Origin of the sequence: Sporosarcina sp. FSL W8-0480, from assembly GCF_037963765.1 — a bacterium.
In the GTDB taxonomy this organism is placed as follows: domain Bacteria; phylum Bacillota; class Bacilli; order Bacillales_A; family Planococcaceae; genus Sporosarcina.
Map to the genome: position 1 here is coordinate 1,126,489 of NZ_CP150166.1, position 20,312 is coordinate 1,146,800.

A 20,312-nucleotide genomic window follows, 5' to 3' on the forward strand; every position below is an offset into this window, starting at 1 on the left:
TGATGTTCATTGGTGAAGGAAATATTTCTACCAAATGGTATGGAGGCAATGCAGGCAAGCTATACTGAATATCCACTTGAAGAGTTTAATCAGAATCCATTTATACAGGCATTACCTCCAATAGCAGATAAACCAGCAGTAATTAAAAAGCTTTCTATGAATCCATCATTTTCTGAGCAAGAAAGAAAAATGGAAACTGTGTATCGCTTGCAAATGATCAATAGGCTATATCAGTTTTTTCAACCACTACCTATACATTTGGAGATATGGGATATGATAAATAGTCTTCTTTTGCAAGGTTATTTAGCGAGAAACCCATTTGACCCAGCCTATAAACGCTACTTGCATGAAACAGGAAAGCAAATCATAAACCGCTCTTTCGATATTAACAGTAGACAAAATTTCCGTACGACAGCAGGGTGTGGGGCTCTTATCGGTTTTTCTGGCATGGGAAAAACAACCTCAGTCAGTCGGGTATTGAGCAATATTCCTCAAATTATTGTTCATAACGAATATAGGGGACAGCATTTTAATCAAATCCAACTTGTTTGGTTAAAGTTAGATGCTCCTTCTACATCTTCATTAAAGGCTTTATGTTTGCAGTTCTTTATGAGGGTTGACGACTTGCTTGGCACGAATAATTATAAAAAATATGTATCACGAAATGCGTCAGTCGATATGATGTTGCCCTTGATTGCACAACTCTCTCAAAATATTGGGCTTGGATTACTTATTATTGATGAGACCCAAAATATTAAAGGTCGTGGTGCAGACCAAATCATGAATTTTTTTGTGAATCTTATAAACTCTGGTGTAAATCTTGCGATTATTGGAACGCCTGGAGCTTATAGTCTTTTTGGAGACGAATTAAGGATTGCAAGAAGATTTACGGGTAATTCGGAAATAATTTTTAACAACATGGAGTACAATAATGAATTTAAGTTCCTATTGGAGTCTATGTGGCGGTATCAATGGACAAGGAAGTTCACTCCGCTTACAGAGGAGTTTGCAAAAGTTATCTATGATGAAACTCAAGGAATTTCAGATTTAATTGTGAAACTATTTGTTTATTCTCAGCAGAAAGCTATTTCGACAGGGAAAGAGGAAATAACAGTTGAACTTATGCGAAATGTTGCCAGTAAAAAGTTCAAATTAATGAAGGAAATGCTGAATGCTATTCGTTCAGGTAATCCTTATAAAATAGCAAAATATGAAGATATTAGAAGGATTGAAATTGTTAGTACGATTCAACAATCAGAAGTTGATGCTACTGAAAAGGCATTGAAAACTGAAAAATATAAGGAAATAAGAAAGAATAAAGTCGTTGACGTGCCACCGATACCCCTAATGAAAAAGGCAAAACGGAATATTGAATATGCAGATGGCGATCTTAGATTATTATTGAAAAATGGAGTTAAGCAACAGAAAACTCCGTATGAAATTTTAATAGAGCATGGATTTATTGATGACATGTTGGAGTGGGATGTTGGTGTAGATCCATGATTAACTTTCTTCCAGTTATTTATGAAGATGAGCTTTTATACAGTGTGATTGCTCGTTATAAGCAAATGTGTGGGATGGTGAGTAATCAAGCTTTAGTAAAAGATTTGTTTGGGAGGTTGATTATTATGAAATCAACTTTTTTTCCAATACATCTTAATGCATTTGTGAATAATCTTCCCCCGACTTCAAAAATAACTACCAATGAAATAATTATAAATCACACAATGTTTCCCTTTTACACATCATTTTTGTCGGAGGAAAAAGCAGAGTCTATTAATGAAATAATGGTAGAAGGTAATGGATTAGCAGTTGAAAGTGTTGTTGGATTTGGGGGAAGCAAGGTGAAGATTCAACGTTATTTGCGATATTGCCCAATCTGTTACAGAAATGATAAAGAAGAACTTGGTGAGAGTTACTTTCGAAGATCTCATCAAATTGTGGGTGCAATATATTGTTCAATTCATCAGGTATTATTGAAAGATAGTCCAGTTTTAAGTACAGAAAGTGGATTTGATTATAAATGTGCGGATGCAGAAGTATGTGATGAAGCTGTTATAGCAGACCCATATCCAATTAGAATAAAAGAGTTAAATCTTCAATATATCCATAATGCAGAACGCTTGTTAAAAGGTAATTATCCAAAAAAGGATCTTCAGTTTATCATTAACTTCTATATAGATACATTGAGGAATAAAGGTTTAGCATCTAATAGCGGAAATTTATATATGAATGAGTTGCAAGAACAATTCTTGCATTATTATCCAGCTGAATATTTAGAGATAATGCAGAGCTGTATTGACCCTGATAATCCGACCAATTGGTTAAGAATTTTTGTAAGAAATAATAATAAAAATAGAAGTCCATTGAGACATTTGCTTTTCCTCCAGTTCCTCGAAGTGGATGTAGATGAATTATTTCAGGCTACTACTGTTGTTGGGAAGAGAAAGGTAATGAGTGAATTCACTCCGAAGTTTGATATCAATGAAAGAAGGACAAAGTGGATCAAATTAATAGAAGAAAACCAGGGAGCATCCAGGAGTGAATTGAAAGAAAAGGGGAAAGGACTGCATACTTGGATTTTTAGATATGATCGAGAGTGGTATGAGAAAGTAACTCCAAGAGTGAAGGTGAAGAAGCAAAGGACTGATACTATTGATTGGAAGAAAAGAGATGAGGAGTGTTTAAAACTTGCAAAAGAAGCTGTGAAAGAGATTATGAATAAAGATGGAAAACCCATTAGGGTAACCCCTTGGCGGATAAAATTGACCATTGGTGCAGGGAGATGGTTTGATAATGAGAAATTAACTCGAACCCAACAATATTTGAAAGAAGTAAAAGAGGACATAAATGATTTCCGCATTAGAAAAGTCAAATGGGCTATAAACGAATTGAACAAGGAAGATGAAAGAATTACTGCTTATAAGGTTCAAATATATGCAGGATTTGGCGGTGGTGAGAATGAAGTTAGAGAATTGATTCAAAAGGTGTTAGAAGAAAATTTATAGGGTCAACTTAGGGTTAATGGGTAATTCCTAAGTTGACCATCCCTTTGGAATTGAATTGATAGAAACTATAGGTTCATAGAGAATCTCGATTATTATAAAAAGTGTTTAAAATGCTCTATTAATTTTTGCACTACGATATTTAAACCGTTAAGTCCTGTGCCTAATTTACCAGCATATTCAATCTTTTCGATGGCATGTTTAATAAGTGAACGTTTAGGTTTTTCGGCTACAATTTCAGTAATAGCAACCTCAACGATTTCTTTTGTATCTTCCTTTTCATCCTTATCTAATTCTATTTTTTCCAATAACCTGTAAAATGTTTCAGTTAATTCTTTTAGTTCATGAGCATGTCCATAATGGATATTCTGTGTTGCATTTACGGTTCCTTGTCCTTGTGCAATAGCAACTTGACCACCGTTAACATTAATATGGATTTTTTCATTATCCCCCATATCTAACCAAACTCCTTTTAGGTAAACTTCAATATGCCCGATGAGCAAGCTAACTACTCTGTCGTTAAAAGCATCTACCATATCTTGAAACCTTTTACCTGACCCGTAAAAATAACAAATAGTTATATAATCATTATGATTTTCCGAACTGAATTTAAGTAATTGATAAATGAAGGAAATTTCGTAGTTTTTTTCTGGTTGAATTATATAAGCTTCATGCATTTCCCTCTCTTTAATTTCTTTCTCAATATCAAAGGTAAATGTGTTATGTTCATCAATGAAACTCTTAATTATTGGATTATTTTCTATGAAATAAATAAACCTTTTTAAGTTATTTATGCCATCATCTCTATCTGTTTTCAACAGACGGCTTGCAATTCTACGAAACTCTGTAGATAGCATTTGGAATTCCTTTTTATCCATTAATAGTTCCAATTGTCTCACCTCCACAGAAAGGACAATACAGCGTCTCGTCAATGAGAGATGCTTTAATTCCACGATCACAACATGAAACTTTATAAGATTCCATATTATCTGACTCAATAATTGTTTTTGGAGCGTTCATTTCTATTTTGGAACCCGTTTTTACCTTAATGGCTTTGTTGTTCCTGAATGTTTTCTTCATCCCATCCATAAAACCATTTAACAGTTCATACATATGGTTTTCTGCTAAACGTAAAGCCTTTTCTTTAACTTCATCCGTTAAAAACTCATTTGGTTCAGCCACTAAACCACAATATGGACAGAATAATTCGTAAATAGCATCGTCTTCAACATCCTCCCAAGTCAGTTTAAAATGTTTGTCACAGAAAGGACATTGTAAGGATACATACCCGTCGTCATCCAACGGGATGGAAAAAGGGATAGTCACGTCTGACAATATAAAATCTCCTCTCATAACTTTGTATATTTACAGAATATTATAACACTTAATATCGAATAGGTGCGTTTAGTATATTTTCATAGTAACATTGACTATATACATTAAATGGTATAGGAAAAAGCGTTTTGTGGAATAAAGAAAGTTAGCAACAGGAAGAGAGAAATGCCGAGGAAAGTAAACCTAAATAGAAATGGCTTCGATGGAACAATAGAGGGAACCAAGTCTAATTATGAAAATTTGGTCTCTTTACCGATTTCCAGAGATGAATCGAATTTATGAGTAATTAATAGTAGATTTGAAAATGGAGATACTCCAATTTATTATAAGATTAGAAAATAGGGGGAAGAGATTTCGTGGTATGTTGTGAGGAATGTTTCGATGATATTTTTTTGAAAGAAAAAATCAAAGAAAAAAATAAGAAAGGTGATTGTGAGTATTGTGGTGGAAAAAGTGTTTTCATCACTGATACTAAACAACTGAGTCCATACTTTTTAAGATTAATGAATTTATACACTCATACTGAAGCCTATGAACATTATGATCCAGAAATAGATCATCCTTATGAAGTAGGCGTATTATTAATTACATTAATCAACGAAGATTGGTCAATTTTCTCTAAAGATATTCAAAACTATGAAATTGACTACAAGTTGTTGTTTGATATTTTGAACGAAAATGACGAAGGAAAGTATTTTGATCCGAAAAAAGTATATTCAAAAATATCAGATGGAAATTCTTATAACGATCCGTTAGCTACATGGAAGATATACTGGGATAAGTTAAAAAAAGAATTAAAATATGAAAATAGGTTCTTCCCTTACTTTGATATTAATAATGATATTTTAGAAATCCTAAAGTATCGTAATCATAAGTTACAATCTGGTGATGTACTCTTTAGAGCCAGAATGGGAGAACAGGTTGAAGAAGATATGTTGGCACCACCTTCCAAAATTGCAAAGTCGGGCAGAGCTAATCCCAATGGAATCAGTTACTTGTATTGTGCAGATGACAAGGAAACGTGTATAGCAGAAATAAGACCATGGAAAGGTTCAAAAATTACTGTCGCATCTGTTGAAATAAATAAAGAATTAAAATTAGTAGATTTGAGTAGTAATAAATTTTCTCCACTAATATTTGAGGATTATAATGACATATTAGCAATGGATACATTAATTTCTCGTTTTGCGAAAGAACTAAGTACCCCTATTGATCCTTCAAATTCAGAAATTGACTATCTTCCAACCCAATACATAACAGAACTTATTAAAGTAAGGGGCTACGATGGAATATGTTTCAAAAGTGCATTGGGACCTGCGTATAATATTGTTATTTTTGATGAAAAGAATGTAACGGTAAAAGATATTGAAATGGTAGAGGTACAAGATATTTTATATAAAACTACTATTGATAATGAACTCTCAAGTACGCTTGGGGATATTCCATTTTTTGATTGAATAAATCTTTATGGGTTTCATTATAATACGGGATTTCAAAACATATGGCTTAAGATGAAAAAGACTTAGAGATATAGTAATTTCTAAGGAGGTTGAAAATATGGTATCTATATTCCGAAAAGATCTTTATGAAAAGCTCTGGTCTATTGGCACTTCAAAAACTGCTAATGAATTAAATGTTCCATATAACAAGCTAAAAAGTGCCTGCATATCAAATGAGATTCCTATGCCAACTGCATCATATTGGAGTCGTTTGTACATGGGGAAGGAAAAACCAACACAATCATTACTTCCTAATCCAGAAGATAACCCAGAGATTATTATTGAACAAGCAAAAGCGAAAAGTGCTACACCCCAAAAAATATTATCACCCAAGAAAGAAAAAGATGTTGAAATAACGCCCAATAATGATGATGCCTTAACTAATGATGAATCAACCAAACAACAAGGATATTTCTCGTATCTTGAAGGAGAGCAAACGGTACTCACCCAGATTTTCAATGTATTAAAAGTTAATAAAACCTTGTCTACAAGTCCACATCAAGAGATAGTTAAATATCGCCAAAAGAAAAAAGACGGTAGTTCGTATTACAGAGAAGCAATACTCCATATAAACTCTTCATCGGGTGTTTTAATACCAGAAACCTTACCTTTTATAGATAGCTTATTTAAGGCTCTTGAAAAGGCAGGAGCAAGAATAAACATTACGCATGATGAAATAAAGGTATTATATAAAAGTTACGTTTTTATGCTGAATTTCAAATTACCATCAAAGAAAGTGATGTTATCTCCAGACGATAAAGAATATTCATCCTATAAAACTTATAAATATGTTTCCACTGGATATATGAATGTTGAAGTAGGATATTATCTTGAATGGCGAAAGTGGAGTAAGCATGAAAAACTTATCAAACAAACCAAAACAGACACATTTGACGCATTATTAAAGAAAGTATTCCTCTATATTTTTTCGCTTCCACAAATAATAGATGAAGAACGAATGGCTCATAAAATTGCTGAAGAGAAAAAAAGACAAGAGGAAGAACAAAGAGAAATTATAAGGGAACGACATGATCGGGAGTACAAGCTTACAGAAGAATTACTGCAAAAATCAGTACACTACTTCTACTCGCAAATAATAAAAAACTATATCGCATCTGAATTGGATGAAACAGCAGACGAATATGTTTGGGCTATGAATAAATCAGATTGGATTATGGACTCTGAGAAGTATCCAGACAACCTACTGACAACTAATGATAAAGAAAAGCTGATTAGCTTCAAATTACCAAAAGGCCCCATGTATTGAAGAATAATTTAACCGTATTTATTTGAGAAAGCATGCATTTTATCCTTTTATTTGCTTTAAATAGTCTTTTAGAAATTAATAATATGCAGAAACAGAAAAATGTTTTATTGCAACGGTTGGAGACTTAATGAAAGAATGAATGGGGGATAACAAGTGTCAAACAATAAAAAAGGAAATCTTCCACAAGAATTTGTAGAAGAGACATTGGAACATTTTAAAAACTACCTTGAGATTAAAGATAAGATTCTGAAAAACGAATATGTGGAGATTTTTGGAGAAATATCTAAGGTTGTTGGGTTTGTTAAAGGGGTTAATGATTTAATAACAGAGAAAAAGTTTCAACGTTTCTTAGAGGGTTTTGATGAGAATGAACAACCAAGTGAAGCAAAAATAAAAAAACTTGTTAAGTATGTCAGTAATGAAAAACGGGCGGAGTTCATATCAACCACTTTTACCAAAGTAGTTCTATCAAACTCAAGTAAATCATGTTTGGTAATGGGAAGTATTTTGAACTCTATAGTATCCAATGAAGGACCCATAGAGCATCAAAAATTAATTTGTATAAATGCCCTTACAAACTTTTTTGATAATGACTTAAACAACTTTATAATTTTATACGAGTATATCGAGGAGAAGACTAAATTAGAAAAAAGAAAAGCTAAATCAATTTACTTACCTTCACTTAGAAAATATTGTAAAGAGAATAACTTGGATTACGACAGCCTATATTTAACTGTTGAAAAATGCGTATCTACGCAAATAATGAGCAAATATTATCTTTCAGATATTGATGCTTCTGTAGATATTGATATGGAACAAGTTGATATTAACAATAATGAAATTGATGAGTACCACCAAATTACAGATCCAGGTAAAATTTTATATAAATTTATGATTAGGGTTCTATAGAGGGTAGAGAAGTTCATTAATGTATTGTTGCCCCTTACCCCTTTTCACTACTATGTAACCCCAAAATAAAGTCCTGTACTTTATAAAAAAGTCGCAACATCTTTTATTTCGTGTTTAAAATAAAGTCCTGTATCAAAAATCCCTGAAACCCTTGTCATTACTCGGTTCCTGGTATCCTTATTTCTACTCAACTTCTTTTTAAATCGAAAAAAACGTGAACAAAAAGCGTGAAAAAAGGGTAGAAAAACGGTCAAAACGTGATCAAAAATGTGTGAAAATGAGGGAAAGATAGCGTGACTTTATTTTAAACGTCAACGGTGGAATGCGGGTTTGCGTGGGGGAAAGATGTGGTGAGTTTATTTTAAATGGACAGAAACTATATAGAAATCCTTAGTTTTAAACACTTTCACAAGCATTTCGTGTTTGTAGGAGAAGGTGAAAAAACGAGGAATAAAGTACTGAAAAACCATATTACTGTTTCGGTGGTAATTGATCTGGGGTGTGGGAACACAATAGAATAAAAATATTGTAAGGCGTTCAAATAAAATGAACGTCTTTTTTTTACGCCTAAAAACGGAGAATGGAAGGTGAAATATGACGGAACCAACGTTAGGAAGTTTATTTGATGGTATCGGTGTATTTCCATTAGCTGCTTCTCGTTACGAGATTCAACCAATATGGGCAAGCGAAATTGAAAAAGCACCTATATCTATTACGAAGCGACATTTTCCTAACATACATCATTTAGGAGATATTACAAAGGTAAATGGTGGAGAAATACCACCTGTTCATATCATTACATTTGGTTCACCTTGTCAGAACTTATCCAATATTGGTAAACGAGAAGGTCTTACAGGAAGTCAATCGAGTTTATTTTATCATGCAATCCGAATTATTGAAGAAATGAGGTGTGCAACGAATGGAACATATCCAGTTATCGCTGTTTGGGAAAACGTCATGGGAGCTTTTTCAACAAATAACCGGCTGGATTTTAAAGCCGTGTTGGAGTCGTTCACAAAAACCGAAATTCCAATTCCTGCTTCTAGAGAATGGGCAAATGCAGGAATGGTCCGAGGGGAGGATGTTGAAGTGTGTTGGCGACTCTTGGATGCCCGATATTGGGGAAAGCCCACGCTCCCTCAAAGAAGAAGACGTATCTTCCTCGTGGCAGATTTTGGAGGAAACCGTGCCAGAGAAATATTATTTAAAGCCCGCGATTTGCAATCGTTTCCTACGTCTTGCGGAAAAGACAGGCTGTCCTCCACCAGCACCAGTCGAATATCTGCTCCTAAAACAAGGGGGAAATTACCCATCGTCCGTCCCTTTCAAGAAAGACGCATGCGAAGTGCCGCGAAAGACAAAAACAAAACAGGATTCCATGGAAGTTTTGGACAAACACATGACCCTTTTCCCACTTTGCTCGCAGGCTCTGTAAATTATTTTTCATTTTGGTATGAAGGAGAAGAAAAAGAAGGATTTATTCGTCAGCTTACCCCATTAGAATGTGAACGTTTGATGGGATTACCAGAGGGTTGGACAGCTTTAGGACACAAAGATGAAGCAATTAGTGATTATGCAAGATACAAAGCCCTTGGAAATGCGATAGCTGTACCATGTGCAACATATATTATGGCTGGTATTGCGGAATTTTTATAGATAAACAAACTAACGTGTGACAAATTCTGTCTGTCATGCTTTTTTTATTGCTTCATCCATGAAGGAGTGTGGTTTCTTTGGAAGAGAATGAAACAAAGGTGATGGAATGGATTGAGGACCATTTTGTAATAAATGAAATTGAAATAGAAGATTTTCCATTCTTTCCTTGTGGGAAATTGATTCGTGATAAAAATGAAGAAGCGATGATTGTGTTTTGGTGTGTCATTTATGGGCGTGTGGATTATCGACTACAAGAAGCAGAGGAGTGATTCATTCATGAAAATGTATTTTACTCGTTCACCTCCCTTCTGCTCTTGTTTTCCATTTGAATAGATAATCAAAAATTAAAACAAGAAAAGAGGGCTATATCATGGAATTAAAATATGTGATTCCAAATATGGAAAAGACGTTTGGAAATTTAGAATATGCAGGAGAAGGTAAAGTCGAACAGCGACGGATTAATGGACGTATGACCACTCTTTCTAGGAGTTATAATCTGTATTCCGATATTCAACGGGCAGATGATATTGAAGTGATTCTTCCCCAAGAAGCTGGAGAAAAGTTTTTTGAACATGAGGAAAAAGTAAAATTAGTGAATGCAAGAATTACCGCAGAAGGTTATAAAATTGGTGATCGCGGATTTACAAAATATATCTTACATGCAGATGACATGGTCAAAGCATAAGGAGGAAAAATAGATGAGATTAGCACAAGGTATTGTCATTGATAAGGAAAAAACGTTTGGTTTACTAAAATTTTCAGCATTACGTCGTGAAGTGTTTCTTCAAAATGAGGATGGCACGGTATCAAATGAAGTGAAAGAACGCACGTATGATTTAAAGTCTCGTGAACAAGGTCGCATGATTCAAGTTAGTATTCCTGCTTCTGTGCCTTTGAAAGAATTTGATTATAATGCGGAAGTCGAACTGATTAATCCTGTCGCAGATACCGTCGCAAATGCGACTTTTCGTGGCGCTGATGTCGATTGGTATATTAAGGCGGATGATTTGGTTTTAAGGGGAAAGACAGGAACAACGGGTAGTAACACTTCAAAAGCTACACCAACAAAGGATAAATAATGAAAACCTTCCGAAGGCGAGGGGAACGCATTAAGGAAAAAGATGCTTCCCTCGTTTTTCAATTTATATTCTTTGGGCTGGTAGGTGTATGGCTCGTTTCCTTTATCCCTTTTCATCTGTCCTTTTTACTCTCGACCACATGGCAATTGGATGACTTTCAAGCACACTTTATCAGCACCTATGGATTGGTGACATTGTTAATTAGTCTTGCCTTAACTGCCGGATGTGCATATCTCTATTATCGCTATCGGTACGACAAAATAAAACAAATCATTCACCGTCAAAAGCTCGCAAAAATGATTTTGGAGAACGGATGGTATGAAACAAAACAAATTGCACAAGAGGGCTTTTTTAAGGATATTCCATCCAATAAAACGAAGGAAAAAATCAGCCATTTTCCAAAGATGTATTATCGGTATGAAAAAGGATTATTGTATATTCAAGTGGAAATAACGCTTGGTAAATATCAAGAACCCCTTTTAAATTTAGAGACTAAATTAGAAAGTGGGCTGTATTGTGAATTGGTATCAAAAGAGTTACATGATTCCTATGTGGAGTATACCCTTTTCCATGATATGATTGCGAACCGTATTTCGATTGATGAAGTTGTTGCACAAAATGGACGCTTAAAGCTTATGAAGTCAATGGATTGGGAGTATGATAAGCTTCCCCATATGTTAATTGCTGGTGGAACAGGCGGTGGAAAGACATATTTTATTCTCACGCTGATTGAAGCGTTATTAAAAACAGATGCAAAGTTGTATATTTTAGATCCGAAAAATGCAGATTTAGCCGATCTAAATACTGTCATGCCCGATGTCTATTATAAAAAGGAAGACATGATGGTATGTATTGACCAATTTTATGAAGCGATGATGGCTCGAAGTGAAAAAATGAAACAGATGGAAGATTATAAAACAGGAGAAAACTATGCTTATTTGGGCTTAGCTCCTCATTTTTTAGTTTTTGACGAATACGTTGCATTTATGGAAATGCTTGCTTCTAAAGAGAGTACGACTGTATTAACGAAACTAAAACAAATTGTCATGTTGGGACGTCAAGCAGGCTTCTTTCTTATTCTTGCTTGTCAGCGTCCAGATGCAAAATATTTAGGGGATGGGATTCGTGATCAGTTTAATTTTCGTGTTGCGTTAGGAAGAATGTCCGAACTAGGATATGGCATGATGTTCGGATCGGATGTCCAAAAACAATTTTTCCTAAAACAAATCAAAGGACGCGGGTATGTCGATAAAGGAGATAATGTGATTTCTGAATTTTACACACCGCTTGTCCCAAAAGGTCATGATTTTCTAAAAGAAATTGAAAAATTAGTGTCATAAAGGCAGCCCAGTGCGGTGGCGTGCAACGCGAAAGCCGCCGTGCTGGGCTAAGCCTGCGTGGCGACAGCCACGCTTTACCCCCCGTTTCTAACAGGGGGGTAGAAAAACAATAAGAAACTGTATCAAAAGTCTAAAGGCCCTTTTGCATCAAGGGTTTAGGGCATATTACGAAGATGTCAGCTTTTAGCCCTTAGTTGACATCTTTTTCTGTTGGGAGGAATGCACATGAATGAAGTACCTTGGTATCAACAATTAAAAGAAAAACGATTGGCATACGGTGTATCGCAAAACAAATTAGCGGTACATGTAGGAATTTCAAGACAGTATATTAGTGAGATTGAAACTGGAAAAATCACACCGACCCAAACATTACAACACGCGATGTTCGATATTTTAGAACAATTTAATCCAGAAGCACCTTTGGAAATTTTATTTGATTATGTTCGAATTCGTTTTTTAACAACGAACCCGAAGCCAGTTATTGAAGAAATTTTACGGTTGAAAATGGAGTACATGATCCATGAAGATTATGCGTTTTATTCTTACTTGGAACAATATGTTTTTGGCGACATTGTTGTCATGGTTTCGCCCGATGAAGATAAAGGATGTTTACTTGAACTGAAAGGGAAAGGTTGCCGTCAATTTGAAAACTTTTTATTAGCCCAGCAACGTACATGGTTTGACTTTTTCATGGATGTGTTTCGGGTAAATGGTGTCTTTAAACGGGTTGACCTTGCGATCAATGATAAAACAGGCATATTGGATATTCCATTTCTTACGAACAAATGTAGAAATGAAGAATGTATTTCTGTGTTTCGTAGCTTTAAAAGTTATCGTTCTGGTGAATTGGTTCATGGAGAAGAAAAACGAGATATGGGAAACACGTTATATATTGGCTCTTTAAAAAGTGATGTGTATTTTTGTGTGTACGAAAAGGATTATGAACAATACGTGAAACACGGAGCATCACTTGAAGATACAGATATTAAAAATCGTTTTGAAATTCGATTGAAAAATGATCGTGCATATCATGCAGTTGTTGATTTAATGACGTATGAAGATGCGGGACGAACATCCTTTTCCATCATTAATCGGTATATTCGATTTGTTGATAAAGACGAGAAGAAACGAAGAAGTAGTTGGCCAATGAATGCAGAGTGGCAGCGTTTTTTAGATTTAGGTGAAAATAGAAAAATTTATTTAACAACAAAACCTGAACCTTACACATTCGATAAAACACTTAGATGGTTGGCTCGACAAGTCGCTCCTACTTGGAAACTGGCTACAAAATTGGATGAAATCAATCAAACAACGGTAATTAAAGATATGTTGGATCAAGCGAAATTAAGCAAACGTCATCAACAATTATTGATGCAACAGGCGCTTAAAACAGAAGATGTCATTAAATGATAGATTGGAGGATTTCCATGAAATTCGTAAAATATATTTTTATTACCATCATAGGTGGAATTATTTTATGGTTTATCGAATGTATGCGTCAAGTGACAAAATATTAGAAGATGGAAGGAGAAATGAAAGATGAACTTTGGACAAAATTTATATAACTGGTTTTTAAGTAATGCACAATCCCTAGTATTAATGGCAATCGTGGTAATTGGTATTTATTTAGGCTTTAAACGAGAGTTCTCTAAATTGATTGGATTTTTGATTGTTGCTTTAGTTGCAGTAGGATTAGTATTTAATGCGAGTGGTGTAAAGGATGTTTTACTAAATTTGTTTAATAGGATTATAGGAGCTTGATGTCTAAATATAATTAATCGTTTTAAGTTATTCGCTTAACCCTAAGATGAATAGTGCTAAATAACATAATTTATATTATAATATTAAGTTAATATAGATATAATTTAGGGGGGTATTAGGTGGATTTTAATTTAATCACTGGTTGGGCATCAATTATTTCCTTACTTCTTGGAGTATTCTCTATATGCTTTAGTACATTTTCACTAAAGAAAGTAAATAGACTCACAAATAAGAGTACAGATACTAATCGTAATAAGATGAAAGTCGACGGAATTGGTAATACAACAGTTGGTCGTGATTACAATGATAAATAAAAATAAGATGGATATTGATGGAATTGGTAACACAACAGCGGGACGTGACTACAATGATTATAGAACATTTATTAATGTAGATACAAGTCCTATAAGATTTTTTGATGAAGAAATCAAAGAAGTAATAAAAGAGTTTGCTAAAGTTGCACGTAGAGAAATAGGTAGAAATTACAATTTTAAAAGAATAGCAGCAGAACAAAAAAACGAATTGAATGGACTTACTAAAGAATATTTCGAGGACACGATTTTAGAAAATAGTATATGTTACTTTCAGCAAATAGATGATTTTTTAAAATCGCCAATTAATGCAGACTATTTGAGTATGTATGAAAATACAATAGACGATTTAAATCAAAAAATCACTATATTCAGGAAGAAATACGATGAATTTGAGTTGGTTTTTAATGATTTATATGATCATATATTTAATAATAACATATCTGAATTAAAAGCCGATCGGAGATTAATTTGGGTTATGCTACATTATATGTATTGGAAATGCGATATTGGTAAAGGAGGGGAAATTGGTAATGTTATTAACACATAAGTATATGGATCTTGAAAAAAGCGTGCTAAAAATGAGCAGTGAAATAATAAAGGAATTTTCAAATAAAGAGTCAGTAGAATTTGAGTATTTATATAAGAGTATGGAACGAGAGTTTGATGTAGATGTAAATGAACTATTTATCCCCTCGTTGATATTGCTTCATGCATTAGGGAAATTAGACTACAGAATGAGTGAAGATTTGCTGGAGTGGATTCAATGAAAATTAATCAAATTTATTCTGATAATAATAAATTTAAATCAATAAAATTTAATAAACACTTAAATGTGATTTTAGGCATAACAAAAGATAAATCTAAAAAAGATTCGGACACACATAACTTAGGTAAGTCTACATTAATTTCTGTTATTGATTTTATGTTGCTAAAGGAATTAAGGAATAATGATCTTTTTAAAAAGAATTATAGTCTCCTTAAAGATTTTACTTTTTTTATAGAATTAAAGAAAGATAGTAATAGTTACGTTACAGTAAAGCGAGGTGTTAAAAATAATACTAAAATTTCACTGAAATTCCATGAGGAACCGTTTCAAGATTATAAAAATGAGATGATGTGGGATTATATTGATCTGCCTTTAACATCGAAAGATAGAAAGAAAAACCCGAAATTTATTTTAAATGACTTCTTTTCTTTTTTCAATTATGAAGAATATAATTATCGTAAATATTTGGGCTATTTTTTAAGAACCCAATATGATTATGATAAAGTTTTTAAACTTAGTAAATTTCAAGGAAAAATGATTGATTGGAAACCTGCATTATTAGATTTACTAGGTTTTGATGGCGATTTTTTAAAAGACAAGTTAGCAATTGAGAATCAAATCGATTTAACTAAAAAATATTTGGAAGAAATGAAAAACGAGCTAAGTGTCAATGACTATGAAGTGGATGTGGTAAACTCACTGATTGAAGCAAAATCAGAAGACAAGAAAAAACTAGAAAAGGAAATTGATAAATTTGATTTTTATGACAAAGAAAGAGATGAAACAAGATTAATAGTCAAGAAGATAGAAACAAAAATTAGTGAATTAAATAATCTAGAATATAGGTTGGCATATGAAGTTGAAAAAATAGAAGATACGCTTAAACATAAGTTGGATTTTGATTTAGAAAAAGTTGAAGGTATTTTTAATGAGGCGAAAATTCTCTTTGGAGACCAAATAAAAAAATCATATAGTGAGCTAGTACAATTTAACAAAGATATAATTTTAGAAAGAAATAAATATCAAGAAAAAATGCTATTGAAGAAATCCGAACAGTTAAACTTAATTAGAGAAGATTTAAAAAAATTGAACAATGAGAGAGTTAATAAACTCTCATATATTAGAAGCACAGACACAATGGAAAAATTTAAAATATATCAAAATCAATTGATAGAAGTAGAGAATGAAATTAGTCATTTGCTAAATAAATTAGATGATGTTGATGTAATAAAGTCAATAAATAAAAAAATAAAACAAATGGAGACAAAACTTGGAGAAAATATCCAAAACTTAGAAGAACATCTAGAAAATCCAAATGAACAGTATAATGAAATTAAAAGCCACTTTAGGTCATTGTCAAAAGATATTTTGGGTGAATCGGCTATTTTATATTACAAAATGAATACTAATAGTAATCCTGACTTTTTCGCCGATTTTGTTAATATTAATGAAACACATGTAAATTCACAATCTGATGGGTATTCTTATAAAAAAATGTTGTGTGTTTGCTTTGATTTATCAGTACTAATAACATATTCTAAAAGAAATTTTTTTAAATTTGTTTATCATGATGGAGCTTATGAATCAATGTCTGATACAAGGAAAATCAAATACTTAGATAAAGTACGGGAAATCTGTGAAGAGTTTGATATCCAATATATACTTACTACCCTAAGTGACGATATTCCACGAGATTCGAATAATAATCTTTATGATTTTAACAACAATGAAATTGTGCTAGAACTTAATGATGATGAGAATAATTTAGGAAGATTGTTTAGTATGAAATTTTAGATAAATATAGTTATCCCAAGGTAATTTAGTTAATATCATTGAAACTAATTGGGGTAGAGTACGCTAATTTATTCTATTCTATATGTAAGTAAAGTATTGATAAGTATTAAAAATTATAAAATAAAATGGCAGCTAACTATAAAAAAGTTAGCTGTTTTTTTATGCCCATTTTTAACAAAAAGGATGTGAAATCTAATGGACATGCAAGTATATATCGCAAATCTCGGTAAGTACAATGAAGGCGAATTAGTTGGAGCGTGGTTTACACCACCAATTGATATGGAAGAAGTCAAAGAACGCATTGGTTTAAATGGTGAATATGAAGAATATGCCATACATGATTACGAATTACCATTTGAAATTGGTGAATACACCCCAATTTCTGAAATCAATCGGTTATGTGCGATGGTAGAAGAATTGGAAGGATCGCCAATTTATCATGAGCTATCCGAAATTAAAAATTATTGGTTTGATAGTTTAGAAGAATTGCTAGAAAATCAAGATGATATTATCTGTTATACAGATTGTGAAGATATGGAAGATGTGGCTCGGCATTATGTGGAAGAAACAGGCATGCTTGGGGAAGTCCCTACTAATTTACAGAACTATATTGACTATCAAGCACTTGGGAGAGATTTAGAATTAAACGGAAACTTTCTCGTTACGTCACATGGTGTATTTGAATATGTTGGATAAGTAAATATAAAAATTGTGAAACAGTCTGTGTACATGCAGGCTGTTTTCTTTTTGAAAGGAGAACGTATGAAAAAATTAAAAAGTTATACACGTATTTGGTCGGTTGAAAAAGTCATTTATGCGATTAATGATTTTCGATTGCCATTTCCTGTCACCTTTAATCAAATGGCTTGGTTTGTACTCTCTTTACTACTCGTCATGTTACTTGGGAATCTTCCCCCACTCTCATTAATTAATGGAGCGTTATTAAAATATGTGGGAATTCCTGTTGGTTTAACATGGTTTATGAGTCAAAAAACGTTTGATGGCAAAAAGCCATATAGTTTTCTGAAATCGGTTATCACTTACTTTATTCGTCCTAAAAGGACTTACGCAGGGAAGCCAATCAAATTACAACAGATGAAAGTGAATGAAAGTATTACAGCTGTAAGGAGTGAAGTCCATGCGTTATCCGATTAAATATATGGAAAACAATCTTGTCTTTAATCATGATGGAGAATGTTTTGCCTATTATGAATTACTTCCCTATAATTATTCTTTTTTATCGCCAGATGAAAAAATCCAAGTGCATGATCATTTTCGCCAATTGATTGCACAAAATCAAGATGGTAAAATTCATGCTCTACAGATTAGTACCGCGAGTAGTATTCGGTCTGTCCAAGAACGAAGTAAAGAGTTAGTGTCAGGACGATTACAAGAAGTTGCTTATGAACGGATTGACGACCAAACAGAAGCGCTTGTGTCGATGATTGGGGAACATCAAGTCGATTACCGTTTCTTTATCGGTTTTAAACTGCTCTTGAATGAAGAAGAAGTCAGTATGAAATCAATGGGGAAAAACATTAAAAATTCACTTTCTTCATTTGTCCGTGACGTAAACCATCACCTGATGGGAGATTTTGTTTCCATGCCTCATGATGAAATGAGACGTTTCTCTAAAATGGAATCTTTATTACAAAACAAAATAGCTAGACGTTTTAAGATCCGCCCTTTAAATAAAAATGATTTTGGCTACCTAATTGAACATCTTCATGGACAATCAGACATTGCTTATGAGGAATATGATTATCCTCTCCCTCTAAAGAAGTTGAAAAAGGAAACGTTAGTAAAGCGTTATGACTTGGTCAAACCGACTCGTTGTTTGATTGAGGAAAACCAACGTTATTTAAAAATCGTACAGGAAGAACAGACAACGTACGTTGCTTATTTTACGATTAATTCGATTGTAGGTGATTTGGAGTTTCCTTCGGATGAAATTTTTTATTATCAACAACAACAATTCACTTTTCCGATTGATACGTCCATGAACGTAGAAATAGTCACCAACAAAAAAGCCTTGTCTACGGTGCGGAATAAGAAAAAGGAGTTAAAGGATTTAGATAACCATGCCTGGGAATCCGATAACGAAACAGGAAGTAATGTCATCGACGCATTAGAACAAGTGAATGAATTAGAAGATGTGCTCGACCAAACGAAAGAATCGATGTATAAGTTAAGCTATGTTATTCGAGTTTCTGCTTCTAATTTGGAAGAACTTAAACAGCGGTGTAATGAAGTAAAAGATTTTTATGATGATTTAAACGTAAAACTTGTTCGTCCATTTGGAGATATGATCGGTTTACACAGTGAATTTATTCCTTCCAGTAAGCGTTATATGAATGATTATATTCAATATGTCACGTCTGATTTTCTTGCAGGACTTGGATTTGGGGCTACGCAAATGCTTGGTGAAACAGAAGGGATTTATTTTGGCTATAACTTGGACACTGGAAGAAATGTATATCTTAACCCGAGCTTAGCCAGTCAAGGGGTCAAAGGTTCGGTCACCAATGCGTTAGCTTCTGCATTCTTAGGTTCACTTGGTGGTGGGAAATCTTTTTCCAATAATCTATTAGTCTATTATGCCGTACTCTTTGGTGGACAAGCACTCATTGTTGATCCAAAGGCAGAACGGGGAAACTGGAAAGAAACGTTACCTGAAATTGCTCATGAAATAAATATTGTAAATTTAACAAGTGAGGATTCCAACAAAGGACTACTTGATCCTTTTGTCATCATGAAAAAGAAAAAGGATTCAGAAAGCCTTGCGATTGATATTCTCACTTTCCTCACGGGTATCTCTAGTCGTGATGGTGAAAAATTTCCTGTATTACGACGCGCAATTCGTGCGGTCAGTCAACAAGCGGAACGTGGGTTGCTTCTTGTTATCCAGGAACTTAGAAGTGATCCGAATCCATTAGCTGGACCGATTGCAGATCATATTGAAAGTTTTACCGATTATGATTTTGCTCACCTTCTGTTTTCAGATGGAACGGTGAAAAACTCGATTAGTTTGGAAAAGCAGTTAAACATTATTCAAGTGGCAGATTTAGTGTTACCAGATGCAGAAACGAGTTTTGAAGAATATACAACGATGGAACTGCTTAGTGTTGCCATGCTGATTGTCATTTCTACTTTTGCATTAGACTTCATTCATTCTGACCGTAGCATTTTTAAAATTGTTGATTTGGACGAAGCTTGGAGCTTCCTACAAGTCGCTCAAGGGAAAACACTTTCCAATAAATTGGTTCGTGCAGGACGTGCCATGAATGCTGGCGTGTACTTTGTCACTCAGAATGCGGATGATTTAACCGATGAAAAATTGAAGAATAATATCGGTGTGAAGTTTGCTTTTCGATCCAGAGATATCAATGAAATTAAAAAGACACTTGAATTCTTTGGAGTGGATAAAGAAGATGAGGGAAATCAAAGGCGCCTACGGGAACTGGAGAATGGACAATGTTTGATGCAGGATTTATATGGGCGTGTCGGAATTATTCAAGTTCACCCTGTCTTTGAAGATTTATTCCATGCTTTCGATACGCGACCACCTGTAAAGGAAACGAGGTGAC

General features: G+C 33.7%; 21 protein-coding genes. 19 read left to right on the top strand and 2 right to left on the bottom strand.

The features are described from left to right. Window positions 1-12: 12 nt before the first annotated feature. Both NSQ43_RS05825 and NSQ43_RS05830 read left to right on the top strand, forming a co-directional pair. Entirely contained in the window at window positions 13-1,503 is a 1,491-nt protein-coding gene (locus tag NSQ43_RS05825; RefSeq protein WP_339254813.1) for an ATP-binding protein, read from the top strand. Further along, on the top strand, window positions 1,500-3,008 hold the full coding sequence (locus tag NSQ43_RS05830) for a TnsD family Tn7-like transposition protein (RefSeq protein WP_339253866.1): 1,509 nt from the start codon (window positions 1,500-1,502) through the stop codon (window positions 3,006-3,008). The genes NSQ43_RS05825 and NSQ43_RS05830 overlap by 4 nt, the downstream gene beginning before the upstream one ends. A 92-nt stretch (window positions 3,009-3,100) precedes the next feature. On the opposite strand, the gene NSQ43_RS05835 is transcribed toward NSQ43_RS05830, so the two are convergent. Together NSQ43_RS05835 and NSQ43_RS05840 are read right to left on the bottom strand one after the other, a co-directional pair. Then, window positions 3,101-3,895 carry a hypothetical protein gene (locus NSQ43_RS05835; protein WP_339253868.1) on the bottom strand — a complete coding sequence of 265 codons (795 nt, stop codon included), beginning with the start codon at window positions 3,893-3,895 and terminating at the stop codon, window positions 3,101-3,103. Then, window positions 3,876-4,340 (bottom strand): TFIIB-type zinc ribbon-containing protein, encoded by a 465-nt coding sequence (locus NSQ43_RS05840; RefSeq protein ID WP_339253870.1) that lies wholly within the window; start codon window positions 4,338-4,340, stop codon window positions 3,876-3,878. The genes NSQ43_RS05835 and NSQ43_RS05840 overlap by 20 nt, the downstream gene beginning before the upstream one ends. Window positions 4,341-4,696: 356 nt before the next feature. On the opposite strand from NSQ43_RS05840, the gene NSQ43_RS05845 reads away from it, so the two are divergent. The 17 genes from NSQ43_RS05845 to NSQ43_RS05925 all read left to right on the top strand — a co-directional run bounded on the left by NSQ43_RS05845 (window position 4,697) and on the right by NSQ43_RS05925 (window position 20,311). After that, window positions 4,697-5,797, top strand: coding sequence for an RES family NAD+ phosphorylase (locus NSQ43_RS05845; RefSeq protein ID WP_339253872.1), 1,101 nt, complete (start codon window positions 4,697-4,699; stop codon window positions 5,795-5,797). 100 nt (window positions 5,798-5,897) lie between these two features. Next, window positions 5,898-7,106 (top strand): hypothetical protein, encoded by a 1,209-nt coding sequence (locus tag NSQ43_RS05850; protein ID WP_339253873.1) that lies wholly within the window; start codon window positions 5,898-5,900, stop codon window positions 7,104-7,106. A 153-nt stretch (window positions 7,107-7,259) separates the two neighbouring features. Beyond that, complete coding sequence (locus NSQ43_RS05855) at window positions 7,260-8,015, top strand: DNA-directed RNA polymerase (protein WP_339253875.1); 756 nt, start codon at window positions 7,260-7,262, stop codon at window positions 8,013-8,015. Between the two features lie 594 nt (window positions 8,016-8,609). After that, the gene (locus tag NSQ43_RS05860) at window positions 8,610-9,671 is read left to right on the top strand and encodes a DNA cytosine methyltransferase (RefSeq protein ID WP_158322605.1); all 1,062 of its coding nucleotides are present in this window, start codon (window positions 8,610-8,612) and stop codon (window positions 9,669-9,671) included. 68 nt (window positions 9,672-9,739) lie between these two features. Continuing rightward, complete coding sequence (locus NSQ43_RS05865) at window positions 9,740-9,940, top strand: hypothetical protein (protein ID WP_339253880.1); 201 nt, start codon at window positions 9,740-9,742, stop codon at window positions 9,938-9,940. A gap of 101 nt (window positions 9,941-10,041) precedes the next feature. Then, window positions 10,042-10,356, top strand: a complete 315-nt coding sequence (locus tag NSQ43_RS05870) for a YdcP family protein (protein WP_155554847.1) — start codon at window positions 10,042-10,044, stop codon at window positions 10,354-10,356. 13 nt (window positions 10,357-10,369) lie between these two features. Further along, window positions 10,370-10,750, top strand: a complete 381-nt coding sequence (locus tag NSQ43_RS05875) for a YdcP family protein (protein WP_158322607.1) — start codon at window positions 10,370-10,372, stop codon at window positions 10,748-10,750. Then, entirely contained in the window at window positions 10,750-12,090 is a 1,341-nt protein-coding gene (locus tag NSQ43_RS05880; protein ID WP_339253883.1) for an FtsK/SpoIIIE domain-containing protein, read from the top strand. The genes NSQ43_RS05875 and NSQ43_RS05880 overlap by 1 nt, the downstream gene beginning before the upstream one ends. A gap of 210 nt (window positions 12,091-12,300) precedes the next feature. Beyond that, window positions 12,301-13,500 carry a MobT family relaxase gene (mobT, locus tag NSQ43_RS05885; RefSeq protein WP_339253885.1) on the top strand — a complete coding sequence of 400 codons (1,200 nt, stop codon included), beginning with the start codon at window positions 12,301-12,303 and terminating at the stop codon, window positions 13,498-13,500. Window positions 13,501-13,629: 129 nt separating this feature from the next. Further along, entirely contained in the window at window positions 13,630-13,851 is a 222-nt protein-coding gene (locus NSQ43_RS05890; RefSeq protein WP_050349780.1) for a hypothetical protein, read from the top strand. Between the two features lie 119 nt (window positions 13,852-13,970). Further along, on the top strand, window positions 13,971-14,165 hold the full coding sequence (locus NSQ43_RS05895) for a hypothetical protein (RefSeq protein ID WP_339253890.1): 195 nt from the start codon (window positions 13,971-13,973) through the stop codon (window positions 14,163-14,165). Then, window positions 14,155-14,712, top strand: a complete 558-nt coding sequence (locus tag NSQ43_RS05900) for an ABC-three component system protein (RefSeq protein ID WP_339253891.1) — start codon at window positions 14,155-14,157, stop codon at window positions 14,710-14,712. Before NSQ43_RS05895 ends, NSQ43_RS05900 begins: the two co-directional genes overlap by 11 nt. Then, a complete protein-coding gene (locus NSQ43_RS05905; protein WP_158324473.1) occupies window positions 14,696-14,932 on the top strand; it encodes an ABC-three component system middle component 8 in 237 nt (78 codons plus the stop codon). Before NSQ43_RS05900 ends, NSQ43_RS05905 begins: the two co-directional genes overlap by 17 nt. Next, entirely contained in the window at window positions 14,929-16,725 is a 1,797-nt protein-coding gene (locus tag NSQ43_RS05910; RefSeq protein WP_339253895.1) for a DUF2326 domain-containing protein, read from the top strand. The genes NSQ43_RS05905 and NSQ43_RS05910 overlap by 4 nt, the downstream gene beginning before the upstream one ends. Before the next feature lie 195 nt (window positions 16,726-16,920). Further along, complete coding sequence (locus NSQ43_RS05915; RefSeq protein ID WP_339253897.1) at window positions 16,921-17,421, top strand: antirestriction protein ArdA; 501 nt, start codon at window positions 16,921-16,923, stop codon at window positions 17,419-17,421. 66 nt (window positions 17,422-17,487) lie between these two features. Further along, window positions 17,488-17,880, top strand: coding sequence for a conjugal transfer protein (locus NSQ43_RS05920; RefSeq protein WP_158323802.1), 393 nt, complete (start codon window positions 17,488-17,490; stop codon window positions 17,878-17,880). Further along, entirely contained in the window at window positions 17,864-20,311 is a 2,448-nt protein-coding gene (locus NSQ43_RS05925) for an ATP-binding protein (RefSeq protein WP_339253898.1), read from the top strand. Before NSQ43_RS05920 ends, NSQ43_RS05925 begins: the two co-directional genes overlap by 17 nt. Window position 20,312 lies beyond the last annotated feature (1 nt).